The organism is Salmonella sp. SAL04196, from assembly GCF_046550835.1.
Taxonomy (GTDB): domain Bacteria; phylum Pseudomonadota; class Gammaproteobacteria; order Enterobacterales; family Enterobacteriaceae; genus Salmonella; species Salmonella enterica.
Window position 1 is genome coordinate 15,783 of sequence record NZ_JBGDXE010000002.1, and the last position, 23,251, is coordinate 39,033.

General features: G+C 54.4%; 25 protein-coding genes and 1 other RNA gene. 9 read left to right on the forward strand and 17 right to left on the reverse strand.

Annotation, left to right across the window (positions count from 1 at the left end; translation table 11 throughout):
* Nucleotides 1-24: 24 nt before the first annotated feature.
* The 3 genes from ACLJPE_RS09510 to ACLJPE_RS09520 all read right to left on the reverse strand — a co-directional run bounded on the left by ACLJPE_RS09510 (nt 25) and on the right by ACLJPE_RS09520 (nt 3,091).
* The gene (locus ACLJPE_RS09510) at nt 25-1,032 is read right to left on the reverse strand and encodes a luciferase-like monooxygenase (protein WP_000130432.1); all 1,008 of its coding nucleotides are present in this window, start codon (nt 1,030-1,032) and stop codon (nt 25-27) included.
* 176 nt (nt 1,033-1,208) lie between these two features.
* Entirely contained in the window at nt 1,209-2,105 is an 897-nt protein-coding gene (locus ACLJPE_RS09515) for a U32 family peptidase (protein WP_001663052.1), read from the reverse strand.
* On the reverse strand, nt 2,096-3,091 hold the full coding sequence (locus ACLJPE_RS09520) for a peptidase U32 family protein (protein WP_000421309.1): 996 nt from the start codon (nt 3,089-3,091) through the stop codon (nt 2,096-2,098). The genes ACLJPE_RS09515 and ACLJPE_RS09520 overlap by 10 nt, the downstream gene beginning before the upstream one ends.
* Before the next feature lie 216 nt (nt 3,092-3,307).
* Here ACLJPE_RS09520 and ACLJPE_RS09525 point away from each other — a divergent pair, with 216 nt between their 5' ends.
* Nucleotides 3,308-3,832 (forward strand): SCP2 domain-containing protein, encoded by a 525-nt coding sequence (locus tag ACLJPE_RS09525; protein ID WP_000884721.1) that lies wholly within the window; start codon nt 3,308-3,310, stop codon nt 3,830-3,832.
* A complete protein-coding gene (locus tag ACLJPE_RS09530; protein WP_000908567.1) occupies nt 3,826-4,329 on the forward strand; it encodes a GNAT family N-acetyltransferase in 504 nt (167 codons plus the stop codon). The genes ACLJPE_RS09525 and ACLJPE_RS09530 overlap by 7 nt, the downstream gene beginning before the upstream one ends.
* Here ACLJPE_RS09530 and ACLJPE_RS09535 read toward each other — a convergent pair.
* On the reverse strand, nt 4,316-4,633 hold the full coding sequence (locus ACLJPE_RS09535) for a GIY-YIG nuclease family protein (RefSeq protein WP_000928379.1): 318 nt from the start codon (nt 4,631-4,633) through the stop codon (nt 4,316-4,318). The genes ACLJPE_RS09530 and ACLJPE_RS09535 overlap by 14 nt on opposite strands.
* A gap of 37 nt (nt 4,634-4,670) precedes the next feature.
* On the opposite strand from ACLJPE_RS09535, the gene ACLJPE_RS09540 reads away from it, so the two are divergent.
* Nucleotides 4,671-5,114 (forward strand): YhbP family protein, encoded by a 444-nt coding sequence (locus tag ACLJPE_RS09540; RefSeq protein WP_000380407.1) that lies wholly within the window; start codon nt 4,671-4,673, stop codon nt 5,112-5,114.
* On the opposite strand, the gene yhbO is transcribed toward ACLJPE_RS09540, so the two are convergent.
* Nucleotides 5,094-5,612, reverse strand: a complete 519-nt coding sequence (yhbO, locus tag ACLJPE_RS09545) for a protein/nucleic acid deglycase (protein WP_000037599.1) — start codon at nt 5,610-5,612, stop codon at nt 5,094-5,096. The two genes, ACLJPE_RS09540 and yhbO, sit on opposite strands and share 21 nt — an antisense overlap.
* Before the next feature lie 130 nt (nt 5,613-5,742).
* Between yhbO and ACLJPE_RS09550 the strand changes: the two genes are divergently transcribed.
* Nucleotides 5,743-6,378: an NAD(P)H-binding protein gene (locus ACLJPE_RS09550; RefSeq protein ID WP_001521094.1), complete on the forward strand. Its 636-nt coding sequence runs from the start codon at nt 5,743-5,745 to the stop codon at nt 6,376-6,378.
* A gap of 66 nt (nt 6,379-6,444) precedes the next feature.
* Here ACLJPE_RS09550 and dolP read toward each other — a convergent pair whose 3' ends face one another.
* From dolP to ACLJPE_RS09570, 4 genes are read right to left on the reverse strand one after another with little or no spacing between them, the layout of a single operon-like run.
* Nucleotides 6,445-7,020 carry a division/outer membrane stress-associated lipid-binding lipoprotein gene (dolP, locus tag ACLJPE_RS09555; protein ID WP_000643280.1) on the reverse strand — a complete coding sequence of 192 codons (576 nt, stop codon included), beginning with the start codon at nt 7,018-7,020 and terminating at the stop codon, nt 6,445-6,447.
* Nucleotides 7,021-7,029: 9 nt separating this feature from the next.
* Nucleotides 7,030-7,620, reverse strand: coding sequence for a DnaA initiator-associating protein DiaA (gene diaA / locus ACLJPE_RS09560; protein WP_000893481.1), 591 nt, complete (start codon nt 7,618-7,620; stop codon nt 7,030-7,032).
* A 21-nt stretch (nt 7,621-7,641) separates the two neighbouring features.
* Nucleotides 7,642-8,037, reverse strand: coding sequence for a YraN family protein (locus ACLJPE_RS09565; RefSeq protein WP_000057285.1), 396 nt, complete (start codon nt 8,035-8,037; stop codon nt 7,642-7,644).
* The gene (locus ACLJPE_RS09570; protein ID WP_000249235.1) at nt 7,995-10,037 is read right to left on the reverse strand and encodes a penicillin-binding protein activator; all 2,043 of its coding nucleotides are present in this window, start codon (nt 10,035-10,037) and stop codon (nt 7,995-7,997) included. The genes ACLJPE_RS09565 and ACLJPE_RS09570 overlap by 43 nt, the downstream gene beginning before the upstream one ends.
* Nucleotides 10,038-10,100: 63 nt before the next feature.
* Here ACLJPE_RS09570 and rsmI point away from each other — a divergent pair, with 63 nt between their 5' ends.
* Nucleotides 10,101-10,964, forward strand: coding sequence for a 16S rRNA (cytidine(1402)-2'-O)-methyltransferase (gene rsmI, locus ACLJPE_RS09575; protein WP_000812285.1), 864 nt, complete (start codon nt 10,101-10,103; stop codon nt 10,962-10,964).
* A 157-nt stretch (nt 10,965-11,121) separates the two neighbouring features.
* On the opposite strand, the gene ACLJPE_RS09580 is transcribed toward rsmI, so the two are convergent.
* The 8 genes from ACLJPE_RS09580 to garD form a co-directional block, all read right to left on the reverse strand.
* Nucleotides 11,122-11,895 (reverse strand): DeoR/GlpR family DNA-binding transcription regulator, encoded by a 774-nt coding sequence (locus tag ACLJPE_RS09580; protein ID WP_001083899.1) that lies wholly within the window; start codon nt 11,893-11,895, stop codon nt 11,122-11,124.
* A gap of 110 nt (nt 11,896-12,005) precedes the next feature.
* Entirely contained in the window at nt 12,006-13,049 is a 1,044-nt protein-coding gene (gene gatD / locus ACLJPE_RS09585) for a galactitol-1-phosphate 5-dehydrogenase (protein WP_000844174.1), read from the reverse strand.
* 43 nt (nt 13,050-13,092) lie between these two features.
* A complete protein-coding gene (locus tag ACLJPE_RS09590) occupies nt 13,093-14,466 on the reverse strand; it encodes a galactitol-specific PTS transporter subunit IIC (RefSeq protein ID WP_000490601.1) in 1,374 nt (457 codons plus the stop codon).
* A 3-nt stretch (nt 14,467-14,469) separates the two neighbouring features.
* On the reverse strand, nt 14,470-14,754 hold the full coding sequence (gatB, locus tag ACLJPE_RS09595) for a PTS galactitol transporter subunit IIB (RefSeq protein WP_000824293.1): 285 nt from the start codon (nt 14,752-14,754) through the stop codon (nt 14,470-14,472).
* Between the two features lie 30 nt (nt 14,755-14,784).
* Nucleotides 14,785-15,249 carry a PTS galactitol transporter subunit IIA gene (gene gatA / locus ACLJPE_RS09600; protein WP_000080445.1) on the reverse strand — a complete coding sequence of 155 codons (465 nt, stop codon included), beginning with the start codon at nt 15,247-15,249 and terminating at the stop codon, nt 14,785-14,787.
* Nucleotides 15,250-15,263: 14 nt separating this feature from the next.
* A complete protein-coding gene (gene gatZ / locus ACLJPE_RS09605; protein ID WP_001805535.1) occupies nt 15,264-16,535 on the reverse strand; it encodes a tagatose-bisphosphate aldolase subunit GatZ in 1,272 nt (423 codons plus the stop codon).
* A 119-nt stretch (nt 16,536-16,654) separates the two neighbouring features.
* The gene (locus ACLJPE_RS09610) at nt 16,655-17,509 is read right to left on the reverse strand and encodes a tagatose bisphosphate family class II aldolase (RefSeq protein ID WP_000469979.1); all 855 of its coding nucleotides are present in this window, start codon (nt 17,507-17,509) and stop codon (nt 16,655-16,657) included.
* A gap of 256 nt (nt 17,510-17,765) precedes the next feature.
* Nucleotides 17,766-19,337 (reverse strand): galactarate dehydratase, encoded by a 1,572-nt coding sequence (gene garD, locus ACLJPE_RS09615; protein ID WP_023233400.1) that lies wholly within the window; start codon nt 19,335-19,337, stop codon nt 17,766-17,768.
* Nucleotides 19,338-19,866: 529 nt separating this feature from the next.
* Here garD and garL point away from each other — a divergent pair.
* The 4 genes from garL (at nt 19,867) to rnpB (ending at nt 23,203) form a co-directional block, all read left to right on the forward strand.
* Nucleotides 19,867-20,637, forward strand: a complete 771-nt coding sequence (gene garL / locus ACLJPE_RS09620; RefSeq protein WP_001057715.1) for a 2-dehydro-3-deoxyglucarate aldolase — start codon at nt 19,867-19,869, stop codon at nt 20,635-20,637.
* A gap of 25 nt (nt 20,638-20,662) precedes the next feature.
* Complete coding sequence (gene garR / locus ACLJPE_RS09625) at nt 20,663-21,553, forward strand: 2-hydroxy-3-oxopropionate reductase (RefSeq protein ID WP_000178106.1); 891 nt, start codon at nt 20,663-20,665, stop codon at nt 21,551-21,553.
* A 97-nt stretch (nt 21,554-21,650) separates the two neighbouring features.
* Nucleotides 21,651-22,796: a glycerate 2-kinase gene (gene garK, locus ACLJPE_RS09630; RefSeq protein ID WP_000706458.1), complete on the forward strand. Its 1,146-nt coding sequence runs from the start codon at nt 21,651-21,653 to the stop codon at nt 22,794-22,796.
* Nucleotides 22,797-22,828: 32 nt separating this feature from the next.
* An RNA gene (gene rnpB, locus ACLJPE_RS09635) (RNase P RNA component class A) lies at nt 22,829-23,203 on the forward strand.
* Nucleotides 23,204-23,251 lie beyond the last annotated feature (48 nt).

Below are 23,251 nucleotides of genomic sequence, written 5' to 3' on the forward strand. Positions count from 1 at the left end.
AGCGCCACCGGGCAAAACAATGCGCTACCCCAACAATTCCTGCTTCACATCCATCGCTAAATCAAACGAATGCAGGCGTGCCTGGTGGTCGAAAATCTGCCCGTTTACCATAATTTCATCCGCCTGGGTCTCCCGCAGGATGGATTCCAGCCCGTGGCGGACTTTCGCCTTATCACCGACCAGCGACATACTCAGCGCCTGTTGCACGCCATACTGCTCGGATGGCGACCAGAAGGTCTCCATATTCTCAATCGGTGGCGGCAGTTGGCCGGTTTCCCCACGGCGTAGCTTCACAAAAGCCTGCTGCATAGAGGTAAACAGGAATTCGGCGTCGCGGTTGCTGTCGGCGGCGATAATATTGATACACACCATCGCGTACGGTTTTTCCAGCCGCGCTGAAGGTTTGAACTGGGTACGGTACAGATGCAGCGCCTGGAACAACATATCCGGCGCGAAATGCGAAGCAAAGGCGAACGGCAGGCCAAGCTGGGCCGCCAACTGTGCGCTATACAGGCTGGAGCCCAACAGCCAGACCGGGATCTTCTCGCCGTAGCCGGGCACCGGGCGCACATGCGGATTAGGGTCGCGAGCGTCGAACCAGTCCACCAGCTCTGCGACATCGCGTGGAAAGTTATCGATATCGCCGCTCATATGGCGACGCAGCGCGCGCATCGTCGGCTGATCGCTACCCGGCGCGCGTCCCAACCCTAAGTCGATACGTCCCGGGTAGAGCGTATTCAGCGTGCCGAACTGCTCGGCAATCACCAGCGGTGAATGGTTAGGCAGCATCACGCCGCCGGAGCCAAGATGTAATGTTGTGGTATTGGCCGCCAGATAACCAATCAATACCGAGGTCGCCGCGCTGGCGATACCGGTCATGTTGTGATGTTCCGCCAGCCAGTAGCGGTGATAGCCGCGCTTTTCAGCCAGCCGTGCGAGATCAAGCGAGTGCGTGAAGGCTTCTTTTGCCGAAGATCCTTCAGGGATCGGTGCCAGATCCAGCACCGAGAACGGAATAGTTTTGTCAGTCATAACGGCTCACTTTGTTACCGGTTAATCTTTTAATACTGCATTAAAGATTAGCGAATGTTGTTAACAAAGTGAGCTTTATGAGACTGACGGCAAAACAATGCCCGATAGCGCTGCGCTTATCGGGCCTACGGGAGCGCTATTTGTAGGCCCGATAAGGTCTTTATGCCGCCATCCGGCTAGGCCTGTAGCTCCAGCCCGGCCAGCCGCTTCCAGTAGCCGTTGCAGTCACTATGGGAGGCAAGCGGTAATGGCGCACCGCCGTTTTCGTTAGCGCGAAAGGCATCAAGCATGGCAAATGTCTCCGTACCCAACGGCGACAGCCGCACGATATCGACCAATCCCTGCATCGACGTCAGTTCGTTGCCAAGGTTATAGACATAGCCGCTCATGGTCTGAATACCGTTAAGCACAAACACCTGCTGATTCTCTTGCGAGAGCACGTCACGACCGTTTGGATACTTGATACAGCAGGTTTCGCACTCATCTTTCGGGCGGTCTTCCGAACGGGCGGTAAAGCAGCGAGCGGAGTAGGCCAGCGGCAGATGCCCGTAGCTCAACACTTCCACTTCAAACTGATTGCGGATGCCCAGTTCATCGCACTGATTAAGCAAATTCACCAGCCAGTCGCGGGACAGCTCCACCGGCATACACCAGCGTACCATGCCTTCTTTCAGCAACCGGCGCAGCGTGACCGCGTTGTAGCAATTCAGCGCATGGCCGGCGACAAACGGCAGTTTGCGCTCGGCGCACAGATTCACCACGCCAAGATCGCTGGCTTCCAGCAGAAAATCGCCGTTGTCCACATAGCGTTTCAGCTCGCTTAATTCAGATGACGCCTGTACCAGCGCCAGGGTGGAGAGCGCCACCTGCTTACCGCTGGCGGCGAGGGATTTCGCCATTTCCAGCCAGTCGCCGACTTTGGTCGCGCGACGCTTGCTGCACACCGCTTCGCCCAGATAAATGACATCAGCGCTGCTTTTTGCGGCCTGCTGATAAAAATCTTCCAGCGTCTCTTTCGGCCAGTAATAAAGCACCGGTCCTAAGGAATATTTCATAGCTCCTCTCACTGCCATTTACGGTGATATGCGCCAAGCGTGGTTTGAGTGCCTTCGGACATCGCGCCGAGCGTCTCCATCCAGTCGCGCTGTGGAACGAAGTTTTGCGGGGCGGCTTTGCAGCGATCGATCGCCTGGCGCCACACTTTCGCCACCTGGCTGACATAGGCCGGGCTGCGCTGACGGCCTTCGATCTTCACCGAAGCGATGTTCGCCGCCATGAGCTCCGGCAGCAGTTCCAGCGTGTTCAGGCTGGTTGGCTCCTCCAGCGCGTGATAGCGCTCGCCGTCCACTAAATAGCGGCCTTTACACAGCGTTGGGTAGCCCGCGTTTTCGCCATCCTGGTAACGGTCAATCAGGACATCATTCAGGCGCGATTCCAGCCCCTGCGGCGTTTGCTGCCAGCGAACAAAGCGGGCGGGCGAGCAGGCGCCGACGGTATTGGGCGACTCCCCCGTCAGGTAAGAAGAAAGATAGCAGCGACCTTCCGCCATAATGCACAAGCTGCCAAACGCGAATACCTCCAGCGGCACCGGCGTGACGCGGGCCAGTTGTTTTACCTGGTGAATCGACAGTACACGTGGCAGTACTACGCGGTGGACATCAAAGTTGCGGTGATAAAAGCGAATCGCCTCTTCGTTGGTTGCCGAGGCCTGAACGGAAACATGGCGCTCAATATGCGGGTAACGCTCTGCGGCATATTCCAGCATAGCGAGGTCGGCGAGAATCAGCGCGTCGGCGCCAAGCTGCGCCGCCATATCCACGGCGCGCTGCCAGCGAGCATAGCCGTCCGGATGCGCAAAAGTATTAATGGCGATGTGTAATTTGCGGCGATGCTGGTGAACAAAACTCACCGCTTCCTGCAATTTTTTTTCGGTAAAGTTAAGGCCGGCAAAATGACGGGCATTGGTATCGTCTTTTAACCCGATATAAACGGCGTCAGCGCCGTTTTCGATGGCCGCCTTCAGCGCCGGGAGATTTCCGGCAGGGCAGAGCAGCTCCATAATTTATCCTGAGGGTTACGTCTGAGACGCAAAATTGTTAACGAACAGGGATTTTAGTTAACCTTGCTGCGACAATTTTTGATTTAAGGCAGTTAAAGGCGTATTGGTAACACCAATAATGGGGTAGAAAATCAGACCCAATTGTTGATTTACGCCGCCATGTGATTTATTGGATATGGCAAAATAACAGGACTATTGAAACAGGGAGTAAAGCTCGTGTTAGATAAACTGCGTTCACGCTTAGTCCATGCTGGCCCGTCTCTGATGAGTGTACCGGTTAAACTGACGCCCTTTGCGCTAAAGCGCCAGGTTCTGGAACAGGTTCTGAGCTGGCAGTTTCGTCAGGCGCTGGCCGATGGAGAGCTGGAATTCCTCGAAGGTCGTTGGTTAAGCATTCATGTTCGTGACATCGACTTAAAATGGTATACCACAGTTGAAAATGAAAAGCTGATCGTTAGCCAGCAGGCGGATGCCGACGTCAGTTTTAGCGCCGACGCCAGCGATCTGCTAATGATAGCTGCCCGTAAACAGGACCCGGATACGCTCTTTTTCCAGCGTCGACTGGTCATTGAAGGCGATACTGAGTTAGGGTTGTATGTGAAGAATCTGATGGACGCCATCGAACTGGAGCAGATGCCGAAAGCGTTACGCGTTATGCTGCTGCAACTGGCGGATTTTGTTGAGGCGGGTATGAAAAACTCGCCGGAAACCAAACAGACCTCGGTAGGTGAACCATGCTAATTCGAGTAGAAATTCCTATTGATGCGCCTGGTATTGATGCGCTGTTACGCCGTTCATTCGAAAGCGATGCGGAAGCGAAGCTGGTTCACGATTTGCGTGAAGATGGTTTTCTGACGCTCGGACTGGTGGCCACGGATGATGAAGGCCAGGTGGTGGGCTATGTCGCCTTTAGTCCGGTTGATGTGCAGGGCGAAGATTTACAGTGGGTCGGCATGGCGCCGCTGGTGGTCGATGAAAAGTATCGCGGGCAAGGGCTGGCGCGCCAGTTAGTGTATGAAGGGCTGGATTCGCTCAACGAGTTCGGCTACGCGGCGGTCGTGACGTTGGGCGACCCGGCGTTATATAGCCGCTTCGGTTTTGAACTGGCCGCGCATTACGATCTTCACTGCCGTTGGCCCGGTACGGAAAGCGCTTTCCAGGTACACCGTTTGGCTGAGGATGCGCTGGAAGGCGTGACGGGGCTGGTGGAGTATCACGACCACTTCAATCGTTTTTAAGCACCGGCGTTTGCAGGCTGGACAGCAGCGCCTCAAACGCTTCGCGTTCCGTCACAAGGCGCTCCTTCTGGCGCTTTGTGAGCTGTTTGATGCGATACTCTATGCGCAGGGCCAGCGAGCGATCGCCGACCTGCGCCGCAAACGCCAGCGTTAACTCGCCTTTTCCCCGTAATGCTTTTGCGCCTTTTCCCGTTTGATGCTGCCTGTAACGACGCGCCACATCGGTGGTTATTCCGGTGTAAAGCGCATTGTCTGCGGTACGAATCAGATACAGATACCAGGGTGTCATTGTCGCCATCAGCATGATAATTTTCAGATTCCCAGTATAAGCGAGAATAAAGATGGACACACTTACCGCTATTGGCCGTTGGCTGGCGAAACAACACGTGGTGACCTGGTGCGTACACCATGAGGGAGAGCTGTGGTGCGCCAATGCGTTTTATTTGTTCGATGCGCAAAACGTCGCGCTGTATCTGTTAACGGATGATAAAACCCGCCATGCGCAAATGTCCGGCGCGTGCGCGCCAGTTGCGGGAACGGTCAATGGTCAGCCGAAAACGGTGACGCGCATTCGCGGCGTACAGTTTAAAGGGGTAATTCGCCGTCTGGAGGGGCAGGAGAGCGACGCCGCGCGTAAAGCTTACCTTCGTCGCTTCCCGGTCGCCAGGGTGCTGCCAGCGCCGGTATGGGAAATCCGGCTGGATGAGATTAAATTCACCGACAACACGCTGGGGTTTGGTAAAAAACTGCACTGGTTACGCGACTCACGCGCCCAGCAGGCGTAGTGCCTCGCGGTTAAATGCCGGCAGGTCGTCAGGCGTGCGGCTGGTCACCAGCTGATCTTTATCGACGACGACTTCCTGATCGTAAAATTCCGCGCCCGCATTCTTCACATCGATAATAATCGGTTTCACCGCCGTGAGTTTGCGGCCACGAATGACATCGGCGCTGATCAACAACTGCGGGCCGTGGCAAATGGCAAAAACCGGTTTACCGCTGTTAACGAAATCGCGGGTAAAATCCACGAAACGGCTGTCGCCGCGCAGGTAGTCCGGCGAATGACCTCCCGGCAATAGCAAGGCGTCGAACTCGTCGGGACGAACGTCATCAATAGCCTTATCAATGGTGACGCTGGCCTCGCCTTTTTTTCCTTTCACCGTTTTACCCGCCTCTTTTTCGATGGTGATGACCTCATGGCCGGCCTGACGGAATTCTGCTGCCGGCGAGGTAAATTCTGAATCTTCAAATTCATCGGTAATCAAAACGGCAATTTTCTTACTCATGCGTTTCCTCCGCAGTGGTGGCGTCGGGTAAGGCAAATTTTCCACAATGATGGATACTTACCTCGTAGACTATTAAGCCTGGTCGATAGGGCCGAGAGTGCAAGGTGGACAAATCTGTAAAGGAGCGAGGATGAGTCAGGTACTGATTACCGGCGCGACCGGACTGGTCGGCGGACATCTGCTGAGAATGTTAATCAACACGCCGCAGGTGAGCGCTATCGCCGCGCCGACGCGTCGTCCGCTGACGGATATTGTCGGCGTTTATAACCCTCACGATCCGCAGCTTACCGATGCGTTAGCTCAGGTGACCGACCCGGTGGATATTGTTTTTTGCTGCCTGGGCACGACCCGGCGTGAAGCGGGAAGTAAAGCGGCGTTTATTCATGCGGATTATACGCTGGTGGTTGATACCGCGCTGACCGGGCGTCGACTGGGCGCGCAGCACATGGTGGTGGTCAGCGCAATGGGAGCAAACGCGCACTCTCCGTTTTTTTACAATCGGGTGAAAGGAGAAATGGAGGAGGCGTTAATCGCGCAAAATTGGCCTCGTTTGACGATTGCCCGGCCTTCTATGCTGCTCGGCGACAGAACAACGCGGCGGGTGAATGAAACGCTTTTCGCTCCGCTATTCCGGCTGCTGCCCGGAAACTGGAAATCGATTGATGCGCGGGATGTGGCGCGGGCCATGCTGGCGGAAGCGCTGGCGCCAGCACAAGAAGGCGTGACGATTCTGACCTCATCGCAACTGCGGGAAAAAGCGGAGTAGCGAAGCCGGATGATTTACCGGATGGCGACGCGGTTTACACATTTTTATCGCCACCCGGCACACCGGTTACTTAATATACGTAAAGGCGGTGGTCACGCGTTTCACGCCGCTCACCCGGCTGGCGATGTCCGCTGCCGCTTTACCTTCACGTTCAGTTACCAGGCCCAGCAGGAATACTTCGCCATTTTCGGTGGTGACTTTCACATTTGACGATTTTACCTGATCGCTGGTCAGTAGCTGTGAGCGAACTTTCGTGGTGATCCAGGTATCGTTAGAGGCGGTCCCCAGGCCGATAGGCTGACCCTGGCGAATCTCGTTATAGACCTCGGTGGTGCCTTCAACGCCCATCGCTATCTGTTTCGCGCGTGCGGAGAGTTCGCTGTTTGGCGACTGGCCCACTAACAAAACTTTGCCCTGATAAGCCGTGACATTGATGCGCGTCTCTTTTTTGATTTGCTCATCTTTCGACAGCGCGCTGCTGACACGCAGTTCCAGCGTTCCGTCATCCACCTGGGTGCCCACGCTACGCGGGTCGGTTGCGGCTTTGGTGCCGACGGCTGCCGTACCCACTACCGCGGCGGCGACGCAACCTTGCAATAGCAACGCAGAAATAAGGACTGCGAGCGGCGAAAATGCCTTCATGTGTACTCCTTAATCATCCTGGTGAGGAAAAAGCGTGTTATCGATCAAATCGCACAGGCAGTTTACCGTCAGCATATGCATTTCCTGAATGCGCGCGCTGTGATGTGAAGGGATACGAATTTCAACATCCTGCGGCCCTAATAGTCCGGCCAGCTCGCCCCCGTCATACCCGGTTAGCGCCACAATGGTCATGTCACGTGTGACGGCTGCTTCAACGGCTTTTACGATATCGCGACTATTACCACGCGTAGAGATCGCCAATAAAACATCGCCTGCATGTCCCAGCGCCCGGACTTGTTTTGCATAAACTTCATCGTGCAGGCGATCGTTAGCGATCGCAGTTAAGACCACATTATCGGTATTTAGTGCAATGGCGGGTAAACTGGGTCGCTCCGTTTCAAAGCGGTTAATCATGCTGGCAGCAAAATGCTGTGCGTTGGCCGCGGACGTCCCGTTTCCACAACAGAGGATTTTGTTGCCGTTAAGCAGGGAATGAACCAGCGTCATGGCGGCGCGGGAAATGGCATCCGGAAGCGCTTCCGCCGCAGCAATTTGAGTTTGAATGCTTTCTGTAAAGCAAACTTTGATTCTTTCGAGCACGCTAATCCTTAAAATCTTCAATTATGAGTGGTCGTTAAACGCATCCCGAAACCACTCAATCTCATTTCCGGTGAAGGCTAACACATCGAACCGACAATCCACAGTATCAAAACTCCCATTCTGGCGGGCGAGCCACAAGCGGGCAGTATGTAATAATTTGTGTTGCTTGCTGCGGGTCACACTAGCCGCCGCGCCGCCATAAAGCCCGGAGCGCCGATAGCGGACCTCAACAAAAACCGTCGTTTTTCCGTCACGCATGATCAGATCGATTTCGCCGCCGCGCTCGCGCACGTTGGCGGCGATAAACCGCAGTCCTTTGCTTTCCAGCCAGCGACGCGCGGCAGCTTCCCACGCGTCGCCAGCCTGTTTACGCGTTAGCTGGCGGGAACAATCTCCCCTTGCTGGTATTTGAGCCATGATAACTTCCTGTTAATCACACAATCCGGGCTGGCAGTTAATGCGCCGGTATTACCATTGATCTCAAACCCCTGCACCTGACGCATCTGCGAAAAGTGGTTCGCCAGCGTCCAGGCATCCACGCCCATGGCGTACATCCGCGCCAGAGAATAGTCGTTATGTACAGCGCTCAGCGCCTGCTGCATCAACGGCATATTGCCGCCTGCCAGCATAGGAATTTCACTGTATTGTAAACCTTCCATCTCCAGACGGAAGTCGGGGCCGGAGGTGCCTTGCGCGCTACGGGAGCTGGCATACAGCGTCGCGCCGCTCTGGGTGCCGTTACGCATGGCGATCATCGGTTTGATAAAGCCAATCTCTTCCGGCGTAGCCAGAATATAGACCGCGTCTACGCGTCCGCCGCCGGTGATTTGCGCGTCGGTCGGCGGCGCAGGGATGGTCAGACCGCCAATGGTGACGCCAGGCTGCGCAGGCACGCTGGCGGCGACCGGACTGCCCGTCAACGCGATACCCGCGCCGCCGTTCACGCCCATTTTCAGCTCGGCTACGGAGCCGAATTTTTGCTGTAACACGATGCCGCCGCCCAGTTTTTGCCACTCCTGGGTGAAGGCGTTCGCCACGCGATCGCCAAGCGCGCTGCGTGGGATCAACAGCAGCGGCGACTGCTTGCCCTGGTCATAAATATGATGCGCCGCGTCACGGGCTTCATCTTCAGGAGAGAGCGCGAAATAGCAGATATTAGGGAAGCTACGTACAGTTTCCGGCTGGTTGAGCGCCAGCACGTTGAGCGGCGTGTTGCTTTTCATCAGCGCTTCCACATTGTTTTTCAACAGCGGCCCGACCACGATACTGGCGCCGTCTTGCTGAACCTGAGCGAGCACCTGATCCAACGGCTGGGAAGAGGTATCGTAGATTTTTAATTCAGCGGAGGGATCCGCCGGCGCGCTTGCTGTAGCAGGGGGAGTTTGTGGCGCGCTGACTGGCGTAGCGGACTGGGATGGAGCGTCATCAGTCAGATCGCTCACCGAGGCCTGCGACGGACTGGCGACGCCGTTGGTCATTTGTGGCTGCGTCTCCTCCACGCCAGGTTCTACTGGCGCATCAGGCGCGGCGGCAGGCTGCATCTCTACCGCCTGGGTGCCGAGGTTTTTCGCGGCTTCGAAACCTTGCTGGATGGTACGGCCAAACACGGCAGCCTGACCGTTCAGCGGCAGCAGCAGAGCGATTTTGCTGGTGGAAGCTGGTTTAAAACGTTGTACATTGACGAGCTGCGTCGGCAGCATTTTCGCCCCCGGATTTTGCGGGTAGCGTTTTTGCCAGTCGGCGATCCCGGCTTTCAGCATGTCCGGATCGTTGCGGTTGTCAAACCAGACGCGTTGCAGATCCAGCCAGCCCTGAAGCACATTTTCATCGGCGTTGATAACCAGCGTCCTGGCCTGATCCGGCGTCATGGCGGAGAGCGCCTGCCAGGTGGCGTCGATATTTTTTTGTTTCTCTTTCGCCGCCAGTAGCGGTTCCTGGGCGATTAACGCCCGCAATAGGGTAAGCGACGGGCGTCCCTGGCTGGCAACGATCTGCGCCTGCCAGTAACGCGCTTGCTGATTTGGCGCAAAGTCGGCGGGTTTTAGTTTATCCAGCAAGGCCTGCGCGCCTGCGACATCTTTTTGCGCCAGTTTGATTTCTACCGCTAATAAAGACTGTTCGCGACGCTGGGTATCGTTCAGATTTTGCGGGAGTTGGTTGAACAGGTCGACGGCCTGCTGGCTTTTTCCTTCTTTCAGCAGTGCATGAATGGCGAGTAATTGCCAGTTGGTCTTGCTATCATCTGCGCTTTGCTGCATCTGATGCAGGTAAAAGGCGGAGTCAGCTTGCGCTGAACCCTGCATATAGGCTGCGCTTTGATCTGGCGCCTGGGTGCCGCACCCGGCGAAAAGTAGCGCAGCTAGGACGACAGGCAGCGCGCGCGCGGCGTTCAAACGAGAAAATGTTGAGGGTACCATACTGTATCCAGTGATATTTTTTTACGCAATGCTCAATATTAAATCGGCAATACGGACGACACAATGAAACAAAACGAATCGGCGGATAATTCTCAGGGCCAACTCTTTATTGTACCTACTCCTATAGGGAATTTGGCTGATATTACTCAACGCGCGCTGGAAGTTTTACAAGCCGTTGATTTAATTGCCGCTGAAGACACTCGTCATACCGGTTTATTGCTGCAACATTTTGGGATTAATGCCCGGTTGTTTGCGCTGCACGACCATAACGAACAACAAAAAGCGGAAACGCTGGTCGCGAAGCTAAAAGAAGGGCAGAACATTGCGCTGGTTTCCGACGCCGGTACGCCGCTAATTAATGACCCCGGCTATCACCTGGTACGTACCTGCCGTGAAGCGGGGATTCGCGTGGTGCCGCTACCGGGGCCGTGTGCGGCGATTGCCGCCCTGAGCGCCGCTGGCCTGCCATCCGACCGTTTCTGCTATGAAGGCTTTTTACCGGCGAAATCCAAAGGCCGCCGTGATGCGCTAAAAGCCATTGAAGCGGAGCCGCGAACGCTGATTTTTTATGAGTCAACCCACCGCCTGTTAGATAGCCTGGAAGATATCGTCGCGGTATTGGGAGAATCCCGCTATGTGGTGCTGGCGCGTGAGCTGACCAAAACCTGGGAAACCATTCACGGCGCGCCGGTCGGCGAGCTGCTGGCGTGGGTCAAAGAAGATGAAAACCGTCGCAAAGGCGAAATGGTGCTGATTGTCGAAGGGCATAAAGCGCAAGAAGACGACCTGCCCGCCGACGCGCTGCGCACGCTGGCGCTGCTACAGGCAGAACTGCCGCTGAAAAAAGCGGCGGCGCTGGCAGCAGAAATTCACAGCGTGAAGAAAAATGCGCTGTATAAATATGCGCTGGGGCAGCAGGAAGAGTAAAAGCGAGCGCCCGGGAACCGCCTTTTATCGCCATCGCGTTAATACTCAATCAGGTGATTGATGTGGGTAAAGTGATGGGGGCATTGGGCGGTGATAGCGGGCCGGGCCTTTCCTTCGGGCTTACTCTCGCGATCAGCAACGCATAACCGACTCCTTTTTAGACGATCATTAGTTCCACGCCTGTTTTCGCTAATGCCGCTTTATCCTGTTTGCTGATGGTGTCATCGGTTATCACACAATCGATCTTGTCCATCGGCAATACCTGGTTAAAGCCGCGACGGTTAAATTTGGTCGCGTCCAGTACCGCGATAACTTTGTGTGCCGCCGCCGCCATGACGCCGCTAATGGAATAACCTTCGTTAAACGTGGTAATACCGTTTGTCGCATCAATGCCATCCGCCCCGACAAACATGACATCGGCGCTGATGCCGTGTAGCGATCGTTCCGCAATCGTGCCGTGCATTGAGTGGGTTTTATGCCGTACCGTACCGCCGCAGACCACCAGCGTGAGATCTTTATTTTCTGATAGCGTAAAAGCGGCAGGCAAGCTGTTAGTGATCACCGTAATATTGCTTTTTCGCGCGAGCGCTTCCGCAATCAGTAATGTTGTGCTCCCGCTATCCAGAATGATGGTCATTCCTTCTTCAACCATTGCCGCAGCCGCCTGGGCAATCCGCTTTTTCGGATCGCTGGCGAGTTGATACCGATCTTCCAGAATGACTTCCTGATTGTCGCCTTCCGCCAGATGACTTCCCGGTTTTGCCGCGCCGCCATGAAAACGGGTGACAAGGCCTTTCTCTTCCAGCAGACGCAGGTCAGCACGGATAGTCACTTCAGAAATACCAAAGGTATTTGAAAGGTCCATCACCAGCACGCTGCCTTGCGTATTAATCAGGTCGACAATTTTATTTCTTCGCTCAAATGAGTTCATATTGATTTGCCTGATAATTAACTGTAACTAGTTTAAACGAAGGATTGCGAAAGGTGAACGCTAAATTTCGAAAGGAAATGTGAGCCAGCGCAGGTTGCTGGCTCGTACCATCAGGAAAGTTGAAGTAGGATTTTGCCCTGCATGGGCGCGCCATTAAGCGCTTTGACTGCTTCTGCAAAGCTTTCCGCATCGCCGCGATGGGCAATGAGAGGGGTCAGTTGAAGACGTTTTTCAGCCAACAGGCGCGCTGCGGTTTCCCATTCTTCTCCTGGCCATGGCGCGGAGTAGTTCATCCAACTGCCGAGGAGCGTGAGCTCTTTACGCAAAATTAGCCCGAATGTACGCGTTGTCAGGGTGAGATCGTGATGTAACGTCCCCACCAGCGCCAGTTGCGCGCGCGGCCCGGCGATATCGATAGCCAGCGAGACGGTCTGGGGAGTTCCTGCCGTTTCGAGAACCAGTTGATCAAACTGAATGTCGGACAACGCGGTCTGGATGTCGTCGGCGGTCATTTCCCGGCTATTACAGGTATGCGTTGCGCCGAGCGCTTTCGCCAGTTCCAGTTTCTGCGGATTGATATCAATCGCCGTTACGCTTCGCGCGCCCAGTTCCCGCGCGCACTGTAAGGCCAGCAGGCCAATTGTCCCGGCACCAACGATAATTACGTTTTTCCCCTCGCAGCCCTGCGCCAGATGAAAGGCGTGTAAGCCCACGGTAATCGGTTCGATAAACGCGCCATCTTCAATCGGCATATCAGACGGCAAGCGGAAAAGATTGGCCCGTTTGACCACCACATATTCCGCATTACCGCCTTCGCTGCGCGATCCTACAAACTGATACTGTTTGCATAAAGAAAAGTAACCGCGTTCGCATTGCGGACAGTGAAAGCAGGGAAGAAGCGGGACACAAGCGACGGCATCGCCAGGCTGCATATCCGTTACGCCAGTACCGTAGGATTCAACGTAGCCGCTGAATTCATGGCCTAACGTAATAGGATAATAATGGGCGCCCTGCGCGAAAATACGCGGGATATCCGATCCGCAAAGCCCTGAGCTAACGACCTTGACCAACACATCGTCCTCGGCTTGCAGTTGTGGTAAGGGGCGTTCTTCAACGCGCACGTCTCCCTCAGCGTGAATAACCACTGATTTCATAACATTCTCCAGGAAGGTGAGGGGAGCGATTGCTCCCCTAAAATTAAGAGGCGATTTGACTTTGCTGTAGCGCCGTGGCTTTCTCAGCCGCGACAAACTGTCGGGCGCGACGCCAGGTCAGCAGTACGCCGGCCAGATAGATAATGGCAATGACGGCGAAGCCGACGATATTCTGCCAGGTAAAAAGTTGAATCAGCAGCCAGGTGATAGGGGAACCGCCCTGATCCAGTGAGGCGACTTGTCCGCCAGCTTTTAGCGCTCCGGCATTGGCAGCCAGTTGGGTATGCAGGCCAATCGTCTGGGTGGCTATCCACAGGGTGATACCCATGATAATGACACCTGAAATCAGCGTGCGGAACAGGTTGCCCTGGTGTACCGCGACCGCCATCGCAATAAAGAAACCGATGGTGGCGAGGTCGCCGAACGGCAGCACCTGGTTCCCCGGTACTAAGACGGCAATCAGGATGGTCAGCGGAATGAATATCAGGCTCGCGGAGACAACAGAGGTATGACCGAGCAGTAGCGCTGGATCAAGGCCTATCAGGAACTCCTGCCCGCCAAATTTGGCCTGTAGACGTTTACGCGCATGTTTCGCGATAGGGGTTAGGCCATCCATAATAGGTTTAATGACGCGTGGCATAAGCAGCATCACCGCTGCGGTTTTGACCGCCAGTTGCAGAACGGCTTTGGCGTCGTAGCCTGCCAGTACACCAATCACCAGCCCCATCACGAAGCCGACAGTCACCGGCTCGCCAAACGGTCCGAAGCGTTTCTGGACATCGTCTGCGCTAAAGTGAATACGATTGAGGCCCGGAATTTTTTCGATAATGGTATCAACGAGCACCGCCACGGGGCCCAGGTACGCGGATGAACCGTGTGGGATAGCAATCCCCTCAAGGCCAAAATAGTCGCGGGTATCTTTGGCAAACCAGTCCCCCAGTTTGTAGACAAAGGCGGCATGAACCACAACGCCCAGAATCCCCAGCCAGTATGAACCGGTCGCCAGATGCAGCATGGCGCCCGTGAAGGTCATGTGCCAGATATTCCAGATATCGACATTCACCACGCGGGTCATGCGGGTCACCAGCATCAGGACGTTAACCCCGATGGCGACAGGGATCGCGACCAGCGCGATTTGTGACGCCCAGGTCATGGGCGATGAACCTGGCCAGCCGACGTCAATAACGTGGAGATTGATTTGGAAATGTTCCGCCATGGCTTTCGCCGCGGGGCCGATAGAATCCAGCATCAGGCCGATGACCAGACCAATACCCACGAAGCCGATACCAATATGCAAACCCGATTTAAAACAATCCCCAAGCTTCATTCCCAGCAGTTTAGAGAACACGATGATCACCAGAGGCAGCATCACCGTTGGGCCTAAGTCGAGGATATAACGCATTATTTCGCTAAACATACGTTACCCCATGAGAATGGACAGAATTTTTTGCTGTAATGCTTCAATACCCACGCCGGAAACAAAAGGCATACCGTGAACGACGGGAATATCGCCAAAGGCGCGATCGACCCTGGCAGTGGTACAGATAAGATCGGCGCCGTCCATATAGGTTTCGATTTCGGTGACCCGGCATTGCACTAAGTCGAGCTCAATATGGTTGGCATCACATAGCTCTTTAATTTCTTCCGCAGCCATCGTTGAGGTTGCAACCGCACCGCCACAGGCCACAATTACTTTACGTTTCATAGGGTATTCCTCATTATTATCAATTTATTATCAAACCTGGACGCACTGCTCAGGCTCAAGGATGGTTTCCTGAAAGCGTATCGCCAGTTCGGCATCCGGCGCGCTTAACAGGGCATCGAGGGTGCTCGGGTTCTGTAGCTCACTAAACAGGCGGCGCAGAAGTTTTAGCTGTGCCGCCGGGTTTTCAACGATTAAGGCGATGATTAACGAAACGGCAATCTCTTCGTCATCATCCGCCTGTTGAAACATGACCGGCTTATCTGGACGAATCAGATAGATAGCGGGTGATTTCGCATGAACCGCCTCGCAATGAGGGATAGCGACGGCGTGACGCTCCAGCGCAATGCCGGTAGGAAAAGACGCTTCACGTTCCACCAGCGCCTGCGGATAACTATCATGTACCACGCCTTTCGCCAGCATCTCTTTGCCAATGTGCGCCAGCGCCTGTTGGCTCGAGTCGAATGTGATTCCGGTTCGGACAAATAGTTGGCTCATAAATTCTCCATTATTCAGGCGACATCCGGCGTGCAACCGAAGCGATAAGCGCGCAGAACATCCTGAATTTTGTCAATAATCAGGTTATGCGGCGTGGGGGTGAGCACGCCCTCAGACAGGCGTTCAAACTGTACGGGCATAAACTGGCTAATTAATCCCAGCGGCAATGTGACGTTGTTCAGATTGGCGATTAACTTCTCTACGCTTTGACGAATACGCGGGTGCGGCCAGTAATAGCGAATACGGTCAGACAAACTAAAGTGGATGTCGACCATCGCCTGGCTCCAGGTTGGACGGTAGTATTTTTTCCAGTAGCCCGGTTCGTTTAGCATAACTTCATCAATGACCTCCAGTACCCGACTACGTTGTTCCGGGGAGATCAGCTCGTTTTCCATTTGCGCAAGTGCGAAAATGGCTTCGCGCAGCGCGAAAGTGAGCGCCGGGCCGACCTTCAGAATGGCGTAATGATCGCGTACCAGCGCACGGTAGGCCTGGCGAGTTTGGTAATCGGTGGAGTGCGCTTCATAGACCATCGGCGTTTCTTTTATCCAGTCGGAAAGCGCTTTAGCGGCCTGCGGTTGATAGTGGATAATCTGTGTATGGTCGAATTCTACGCCCGGCTGTACAACAATCGCGATAACCCGGTTCAATGCCTCCTCCAGCCCCAGGGCGCGAAAAGCAGCCTGATGCGTTTGCAGCGTGCGGGCAGCATCCTGTTCGCGGGTAACATGTACGGCGTTAATGGCGCTGGCTTCCCCGCCCGGAACCGGAACTTCAGTGCCGATAACATAGGTTAAATGGCGTTTTTGTTCGTCGGTCGCCGTCGTTTCCGCTGCCTGGCAAAGCAGGGCGGCGCGTTTAGCGACAACCATTGGGTCCAGCGGCGTCGGGTCGTCAGCGCAGGACATAGAGGCATCAAGATGGATTTTGCTAAACCCGGCAGCGACGTAAGCCTTAATGAGTTCGACGGATTTTTCCATCGCCGTATCCGCAGGTTCGTTTTGCCAGCAGTTAGGTCCCAGGTGATCGCCGCCTAAAATAAGCCGTTCGCGTGGAAAACCCACTTCCTGGGCGATGCCATAGACAAAATCACGAAAGTCAGCCGGTTTCATGCCGGTATAACCGCCAAACTGATTAACCTGGTTAGAGGTCGCTTCGATCAGAACTTTGTTCCCGCTATTCAGATCAAAACGTAATGCGGATTCAATCACCAGCGGGTGTGCTGAACATACGGAACAGATCCCTATCTGTTCCCCTGCTTTGTGACGAGAAATTATTTCTTTCACTTCTGGCTCCGATATCTTTTGTTTATCTTCATAATATTTTTGGTTTGAAGGCAAAGGATAATAATGGCTTTCGTGATCCAGCTATGAAAACGCCCTTTGCCGTGCTAAATCCGGGGGCTTTAGAGCTTCCCTTCACAACCGCAGTCGGCAATCACTTTACGTACAACCTCTTTCATGGCCGCTTTCGCCGGGATCATGTAATGGCGGGGATCGCTGGCCTCTGCGTGTTGCGTTAAATAGTTTTTAAGCGCGCCGGAAAAGGCGATTTTAAGCTCGGTGGCGACGTTAACTTTGCAGATGCCCAGCGAAATAGCGCGGGTAATATCGCGGGTCGGCAGGCCAGAGGCGCCGTGAAGGACTAAGGGGACATCAACCCGCTGACGAATTTCCGTCAGTCGTTCAAAATCAAGTTTTGGTTCAGCGGTGTAGAGGCCGTGAGCGGTGCCGATAGCAATGGCTAACGAGTCGATACCCGTTTTTTCTACAAATTCCCGGGCCTGTTCCGGATGGGTATAAAGCGCATCTTTACCGTCAACGATAAGATCGTCTTCCTGCCCGCCGAGACGCCCAAGTTCAGCTTCAACGCTGACATCGTAGCGATGACAGTAATCAACCACACTTTTCACCAGCGCAATATTGTCGGCAAAGGGGAAATGCGACCCGTCGATCATGACCGAGCGTACCCCGGCGGCGACTTTCATTTTGATGTCGGCCAGTTTTTCATGATGATCGAGATGTACCGCGAGAGGATGGTTCCAGCTTTTCGCCAGTTCTGCGGCGATGGCCACGATATTACCGACGCCTGCGTAGCTAAAGGTGCCTGGCGTACCGGCGACAATCAGCGGAGAGCGCAATTCTGCGGCGGTTTCCACCACCACTTGCAATGTCTCCAGGTTGTGGATGTTAAACGCCGGCACAGCATAACCTTCCTGCTGCGCCTTCTTTAGCATTGTTCTGCCTGAAATGATAAACATCCTTCCTCCGAAATCTTTCGTTTGTTTTCTTTGAAAGAATTTATAGGCTTTCGGAATGTTTTTTTGTGATTTTGATCTGATAAATGAAAGTTTCGAAATAAAATGGAAGTTATCGAAAGTCAGACGTAAAAAAGCATGTCGGGCAGACATACTTCAGGCTACAGACTAAGGGCGAAAAAATACCGGGTAGCGCTGGCGCTTACCCGGTCTACAGATTATGCGGTTATACCCTGCTCGGAGAAGGGTACTGACTGGATCAGGTCACTGGCGCCGGGTTAAATATCGCCAGTTGGTTATGTAGGCCCCACTGGTCCGAGAAAGTCTTTTTCCGGCCGCTGGCGACATCGAGAATAAAGTGAAACAGCTTCCAGCCCACATCTTCGATTGTCTCTTCACCCGTGGCGATGGTGCCTGCATTGATATCCATTAAGTCATACCAGCGGTTCGCCAGCTCGGTACGCGTCGCCATTTTAATGACCGGCACCGCCATCAGCCCGTAAGGCGTGCCGCGTCCGGTGGTAAAGACCTGTACGGTAATGCCGGAAGCGACCTGCTGCGTGCCGCAGACGAAATCGCTGGCGGGCGTCGCGGCGTAAATCAGGCCGCGTTTGGTGGGGCGCTGGCCCGGCGACAATACTTCGACAATGGCGCTCTTACCCGATTTAGCGATAGAGCCCAACGCTTTTTCCACGACGTTCGCCAGGCCGCCTTTTTTGTTGCCAGGGGACGGGTTAGCGCTGCGATCGGTTTTCCCCATATCAAGGTAGTTATCGTACCAGGCCATTTCATCCAGCAGGCGTTTACCCACGGCTTCGTTGATGGCGCGCGGCGTCAGAAGATGAATGGCATCGCGCACTTCGGTGACCTCCGAGAACATGACGGTCGCGCCGCAGCGTACCAACAGATCGGAAGCATAACCCACCGCCGGGTTTGCCGTGACGCCGGAAAACGCATCGCTGCCGCCGCACTGCATCCCGACGACCAGCTCGGAGGCCGGGCAGGTTTCGCGCTGGCGCTGGTTCAGTTTCGTCAGATGGCGTTCGGCGACCCGCAAAATATCGTCGACCATTGATTTAAAGCCGACATGCTGCTCGTCCTGTAAACGCACAATACTGGCGCTTTCAACGGCGATAGCGGGGACATCCTCGGTGCCTTCCAGCAGTCGTTCCGGCTGCAGTTTTTCGCAACCGAGGCCAATCACCATCACTTCGCCGCCAAAATTGGGGTTAAGCGCGATATTATGAATCGTGCGAATCGGCACGACCGCCGCCGGCGCGTTGATTGCCACGCCGCAGCCGTACAGATGGTTTAGCCCTACAACGCCATCGACATTCGGGTATTTGGGCAGCAGATCGCGCTCAATTAATTTCACCACATAATCGACCACGCCCGCCACACAGTGCACGCTGGTGGTAATGCCAAGCAGATTTTTGGTGCCGACGCTGCCATCGGCGTTACGATAGCCCTCAAACGTGTAGCCTTCCAGCGGCGGCAGCGGTTCCGGTACTTTGGTCGCCAACGGTAGCGTATTCAGCGGCGGCGCTTTTGGCAGTTCAACCAGCGACTCGTCGATCCAGCTTCCGCGCGGGATGTCGCGTACCGCATAACCGATGACTTCGCCATAACGGATGATTTCGCCGTGAGCGGGGATATCCGTCAGAGCGACTTTATGGCCTTGCGGAATATGTTCAGTCAGTTCCAGGCCATCCGGAAAACGTGTTCCGGCTTTAAGACCGTGGTCATTAACAATAATTGCGACATTATCGGTTTCATGTACTTTTATATAAAACGCCGATGGCGATTCCTGGCGAATTTCGATATTGGCCATTGTTCAACATTCTCCAGCCTGGATGATAGAAATAGGATTATCTATTTTGGTTATGGTTAAATCGTTAAATCTCAATATAAGAAATAAAGTTCATGCATAATGAAATAAGAATGACAGGAGTATAAATATAAGAATGTGATCCAGATCACCGCAAATTATGAAATTTTTTATGTAGGCCGGGTAAAGCGTAAATGTGTGCATTAGCGCCCAGTATCATGGGCGTATGCTCAAAAATAAGCGTTAAATAATCCCTTTTTAATGAGCGTTTGCACAATGATTATCCGACATAGGCTGTTTATACTGAATGGCGAATTCAGTGTATCTGACGAGTTATTTGAAAATACCATGATAATAATAAAAGACGATAAAGATATCAGAACGGTATATTGTGCTACAGGATGTGTACCACATTAGAAATAGAATGCGGAGACCCATTCTGATTTCAGATAAGCATTTTATTGTCGTTGCTATAAGTTATGGTGGCGGCATCACATGTAGAGAATTAAAGAAATAAGCGAAGGTATAAGCGATGAATAACGCTATTTTCCCGAATAAGTTTAAAGCGGCGCTGGCGGCGCAACAGGTGCAGATTGGCTGCTGGTCTGCACTGGCAAGCCCAATCACCACCGAAGTTCTCGGTCTGGCGGGATTTGACTGGCTGGTGCTGGATGGCGAACATGCGCCGAACGATGTGACCACCTTAATTCCGCAGCTAATGGCATTGAAAGGCAGCGCCAGCGCGCCTGTGGTACGTGTGCCAACCAATGAACCGGTCATTATCAAACGGATGCTGGATATTGGGTTTTATAACTTCCTGATCCCCTTTGTTGAAACGCAAGAGGAAGCGGCTCGCGCCGTCGCCTCGACGCGTTACCCGCCGGAAGGCATTCGCGGCGTCTCCGTTTCTCACCGCGCGAATATGTTCGGTACGGTGCCTGATTACTTTGCGCAGTCGAACAAAAATATCACCATTATTGTTCAAATCGAAAGCCAGTTGGGTGTCGACAATGTTGATGCCATCGCCGCAACGGAAGGCGTTGATGGCATTTTTGTCGGCCCAAGCGATTTGGCCGCCGCGCTGGGTCATCTCGGCAATGCTTCTCACCCTGACGTGCAGCAGACGATTCAACATATTTTCGCCCGCGCTAAAGCGCACGGTAAACCGTGCGGCATTCTGGCGCCGGTAGAGGCGGATGCCCGCCGTTATCTGGAATGGGGCGCGACCTTTGTCGCCGTTGGCAGCGATTTAGGCGCATTCCGCGCCAGCACGCAGAAACTTGCCGACACCTTTAAAAAATAATCCTGGTATGGAAAGAGAGAACGCTATGACGATGAAAGTTGGCTTTATTGGCTTAGGCATCATGGGTAAGCCCATGAGCAAAAACTTACTGAAAGCAGGGTATTCGCTGGTGGTGTCCGATCGTAATCCTGAAGCGATTGCCGACGTCATTGCCGCAGGCGCGGAAACGGCCTCTACGGCGAAGGCGATCGCTGAACAGTGTGACGTCATCATCACGATGCTGCCTAACTCTCCGCATGTGAAAGAGGTTGCGCTGGGCGAGAACGGTATCATCGAAGGCGCGAAGCCGGGAACCGTATTGATTGATATGAGTTCTATCGCGCCGCTGGCAAGCCGTGAAATCAGCGATGCGCTGAAGGCGAAGGGCGTTGAGATGTTGGATGCGCCGGTCAGCGGCGGCGAGCCGAAGGCGATTGATGGCACGCTGTCGGTGATGGTGGGGGGCGATAAAGCCATTTTCGACAAGTACTACGACCTGATGAAAGCGATGGCGGGTTCCGTGGTGCATACCGGCGATATCGGCGCGGGCAACGTCACAAAACTGGCTAACCAGGTGATCGTGGCGTTGAATATCGCCGCCATGTCTGAAGCGCTGACGCTGGCGACTAAAGCGGGCGTCAACCCGGATCTGGTCTATCAGGCGATTCGCGGCGGTCTGGCTGGCAGCACGGTACTGGATGCGAAAGCGCCGATGGTCATGGACAGAAACTTTAAGCCAGGTTTCCGTATCGATCTGCACATTAAAGATCTGGCGAATGCGCTGGATACCTCCCACGGCGTTGGCGCGCAGCTCCCGCTGACCGCCGCCGTTATGGAAATGATGCAGGCGTTACGCGCGGATGGACACGGTAATGACGACCATAGCGCGCTGGCGTGCTACTACGAAAAACTGGCGAAAGTGGAAGTCACTCGCTAACGACGTTGTGCCCGGATGGCGTGTAGCGATCCGGGCCTGAATTTCAGGCTGGATAAGTGAAACGCCATCCGGCGTTGTGCAGTAACAGGCTACCACTATGAAAATCGTAATTGCCCCCGACTCCTACAAAGAAAGCCTTTCTGCCGCCGAGGTAGCGCAGGCGATAGAAAAAGGATTTCGGGAAATTTTCCCCGATGCGCAATATGTCTCTGTTCCGGTTGCCGATGGCGGCGAAGGAACGGTCGAAGCCATGATTGCCGCGACGCAGGGCGTTGAACGCGCCGCATGGGTGACCGGGCCGTTGGGTGAAAAAGTGAAAGCCTGCTGGGGAATGTCCGGGGATGGTAAAACCGCGTTTATTGAAATGGCGGCGGCCAGCGGACTGGCGCTGGTTCCGCCAGAAAAACGCAACCCTTTGATTACTACCTCGCGGGGAACGGGGGAGCTGATATTGCAGGCGCTGGAAAGCGGCGCAAGCAATATCATTATCGGCATTGGCGGCAGCGCGACAAATGATGGCGGCGCGGGGATGATGCAGGCGTTAGGCGCAAAACTGCGCGATGCAAACGGCGCGGATATCGGTTACGGTGGCGGAAGCCTTCATTGTCTAAGCGACATTGATATTTCAGAGCTCGATCCCCGTTTAAAACTCTGCGCTATTCGTGTCGCTTGCGATGTCTCTAATCCTCTGATCGGCGACAACGGCGCATCACGAATTTTTGGGCCGCAGAAAGGCGCGACCGAAGAGAACATTGTTGAGCTGGACAGAAATCTTGCTCACTATGCCGACATCATAAAAAAATCGCTGAATGTCGACGTAAAGGCGGCGCCCGGCGCAGGCGCGGCAGGCGGTATGGGGGCGGCGTTAATGGCTTTTCTCGGTGCGGAATTACGCAGCGGGATCGAAATTGTCACGGCGGCACTGAACCTGGAGGAGCATATCCACGACTGTACGCTGGTGGTGACGGGAGAAGGGCGGATTGATAGCCAAAGTATTCGCGGTAAAGTGCCGATTGGCGTCGCGAATGTGGCGAAAAAATATCATAAGCCAGTGATTGGCATTGCCGGCAGCCTGACGCACGATGTAGGGATAGTGCATCATTATGGCATCGACGCTGTCTTTAGCGTACTCACGCGCATCGTGACGCTGGAGGAGGCTTTTCGGGGCGCTTTTGACAATATTTATCGGGCATCCAGAAATGTTGCTGCTGCTCTGGCGATAGGAATGCGCAGCGCAGGGTGACAAAGTCGCGCGAACCCTCTATACTGCGCGCCGAAGCTGACCAGACAGTCGCCGCTTCGTCGTCGTCCTTTCGGGGAGACGGGCGGAGGGGAGGAAAGTCCGGGCTCCATAGGGCAGGGTGCCAGGTAACGCCTGGGGGGGAAACCCACGACCAGTGCAACAGAGAGCAGACCGCCGATGGCCCACGTAAGTGGGATCAGGTAAGGGTGAAAGGGTGCGGTAAGAGCGCACCGCGCGGCTGGTAACAGTCCGTGGCACGGTAAACTCCACCCGGAGCAAGGCCAAATAGGGGTTCATAAGGTACGGCCCGTACTGAACCCGGGTAGGCTGCTTGAGCCAGTGAGCGATTGCTGGCCTAGATGAATGACTGTCCACGACAGAACCCGGCTTATCGGTCAGTTTCACTTCTTCATAAAACCCGCTTCGGCGGGTTTTTGCTTTTACAGGGCGACAGG

What these genes read in the sequence shown, in the direction of transcription:
- yhbO (WP_000037599.1), bottom strand. Translation starts at nt 5,612, where the DNA reads ATGAGTAAGAAAATTGCCGTTTTGATTACCGATGAATTTGAAGATTCA.
- ACLJPE_RS09590 (WP_000490601.1), bottom strand. Translation starts at nt 14,466, where the DNA reads ATGTTTAGCGAAATAATGCGTTATATCCTCGACTTAGGCCCAACGGTG.
- gatA (WP_000080445.1), bottom strand. Translation starts at nt 15,249, where the DNA reads ATGAGCCAACTATTTGTCCGAACCGGAATCACATTCGACTCGAGCCAA.
- ACLJPE_RS09570 (WP_000249235.1), bottom strand. Translation starts at nt 10,037, where the DNA reads ATGGTACCCTCAACATTTTCTCGTTTGAACGCCGCGCGCGCGCTGCCT.
- ACLJPE_RS09520 (WP_000421309.1), bottom strand. Translation starts at nt 3,091, where the DNA reads ATGGAGCTGCTCTGCCCTGCCGGAAATCTCCCGGCGCTGAAGGCGGCC.
- ACLJPE_RS09540 (WP_000380407.1), top strand. Translation starts at nt 4,671, where the DNA reads ATGGACACACTTACCGCTATTGGCCGTTGGCTGGCGAAACAACACGTG.
- gatD (WP_000844174.1), bottom strand. Translation starts at nt 13,049, where the DNA reads ATGAAATCAGTGGTTATTCACGCTGAGGGAGACGTGCGCGTTGAAGAA.
- ACLJPE_RS09535 (WP_000928379.1), bottom strand. Translation starts at nt 4,633, where the DNA reads ATGCTGATGGCGACAATGACACCCTGGTATCTGTATCTGATTCGTACC.
- ACLJPE_RS09550 (WP_001521094.1), top strand. Translation starts at nt 5,743, where the DNA reads ATGAGTCAGGTACTGATTACCGGCGCGACCGGACTGGTCGGCGGACAT.
- ACLJPE_RS09610 (WP_000469979.1), bottom strand. Translation starts at nt 17,509, where the DNA reads ATGTTTATCATTTCAGGCAGAACAATGCTAAAGAAGGCGCAGCAGGAA.
- gatB (WP_000824293.1), bottom strand. Translation starts at nt 14,754, where the DNA reads ATGAAACGTAAAGTAATTGTGGCCTGTGGCGGTGCGGTTGCAACCTCA.
- ACLJPE_RS09580 (WP_001083899.1), bottom strand. Translation starts at nt 11,895, where the DNA reads ATGAACTCATTTGAGCGAAGAAATAAAATTGTCGACCTGATTAATACG.
- ACLJPE_RS09510 (WP_000130432.1), bottom strand. Translation starts at nt 1,032, where the DNA reads ATGACTGACAAAACTATTCCGTTCTCGGTGCTGGATCTGGCACCGATC.
- dolP (WP_000643280.1), bottom strand. Translation starts at nt 7,020, where the DNA reads ATGAAGGCATTTTCGCCGCTCGCAGTCCTTATTTCTGCGTTGCTATTG.
- garL (WP_001057715.1), top strand. Translation starts at nt 19,867, where the DNA reads ATGAATAACGCTATTTTCCCGAATAAGTTTAAAGCGGCGCTGGCGGCG.
- rsmI (WP_000812285.1), top strand. Translation starts at nt 10,101, where the DNA reads ATGAAACAAAACGAATCGGCGGATAATTCTCAGGGCCAACTCTTTATT.
- ACLJPE_RS09530 (WP_000908567.1), top strand. Translation starts at nt 3,826, where the DNA reads ATGCTAATTCGAGTAGAAATTCCTATTGATGCGCCTGGTATTGATGCG.
- garR (WP_000178106.1), top strand. Translation starts at nt 20,663, where the DNA reads ATGACGATGAAAGTTGGCTTTATTGGCTTAGGCATCATGGGTAAGCCC.
- ACLJPE_RS09565 (WP_000057285.1), bottom strand. Translation starts at nt 8,037, where the DNA reads ATGGCTCAAATACCAGCAAGGGGAGATTGTTCCCGCCAGCTAACGCGT.
- garD (WP_023233400.1), bottom strand. Translation starts at nt 19,337, where the DNA reads ATGGCCAATATCGAAATTCGCCAGGAATCGCCATCGGCGTTTTATATA.
- ACLJPE_RS09515 (WP_001663052.1), bottom strand. Translation starts at nt 2,105, where the DNA reads ATGGCAGTGAGAGGAGCTATGAAATATTCCTTAGGACCGGTGCTTTAT.
- garK (WP_000706458.1), top strand. Translation starts at nt 21,651, where the DNA reads ATGAAAATCGTAATTGCCCCCGACTCCTACAAAGAAAGCCTTTCTGCC.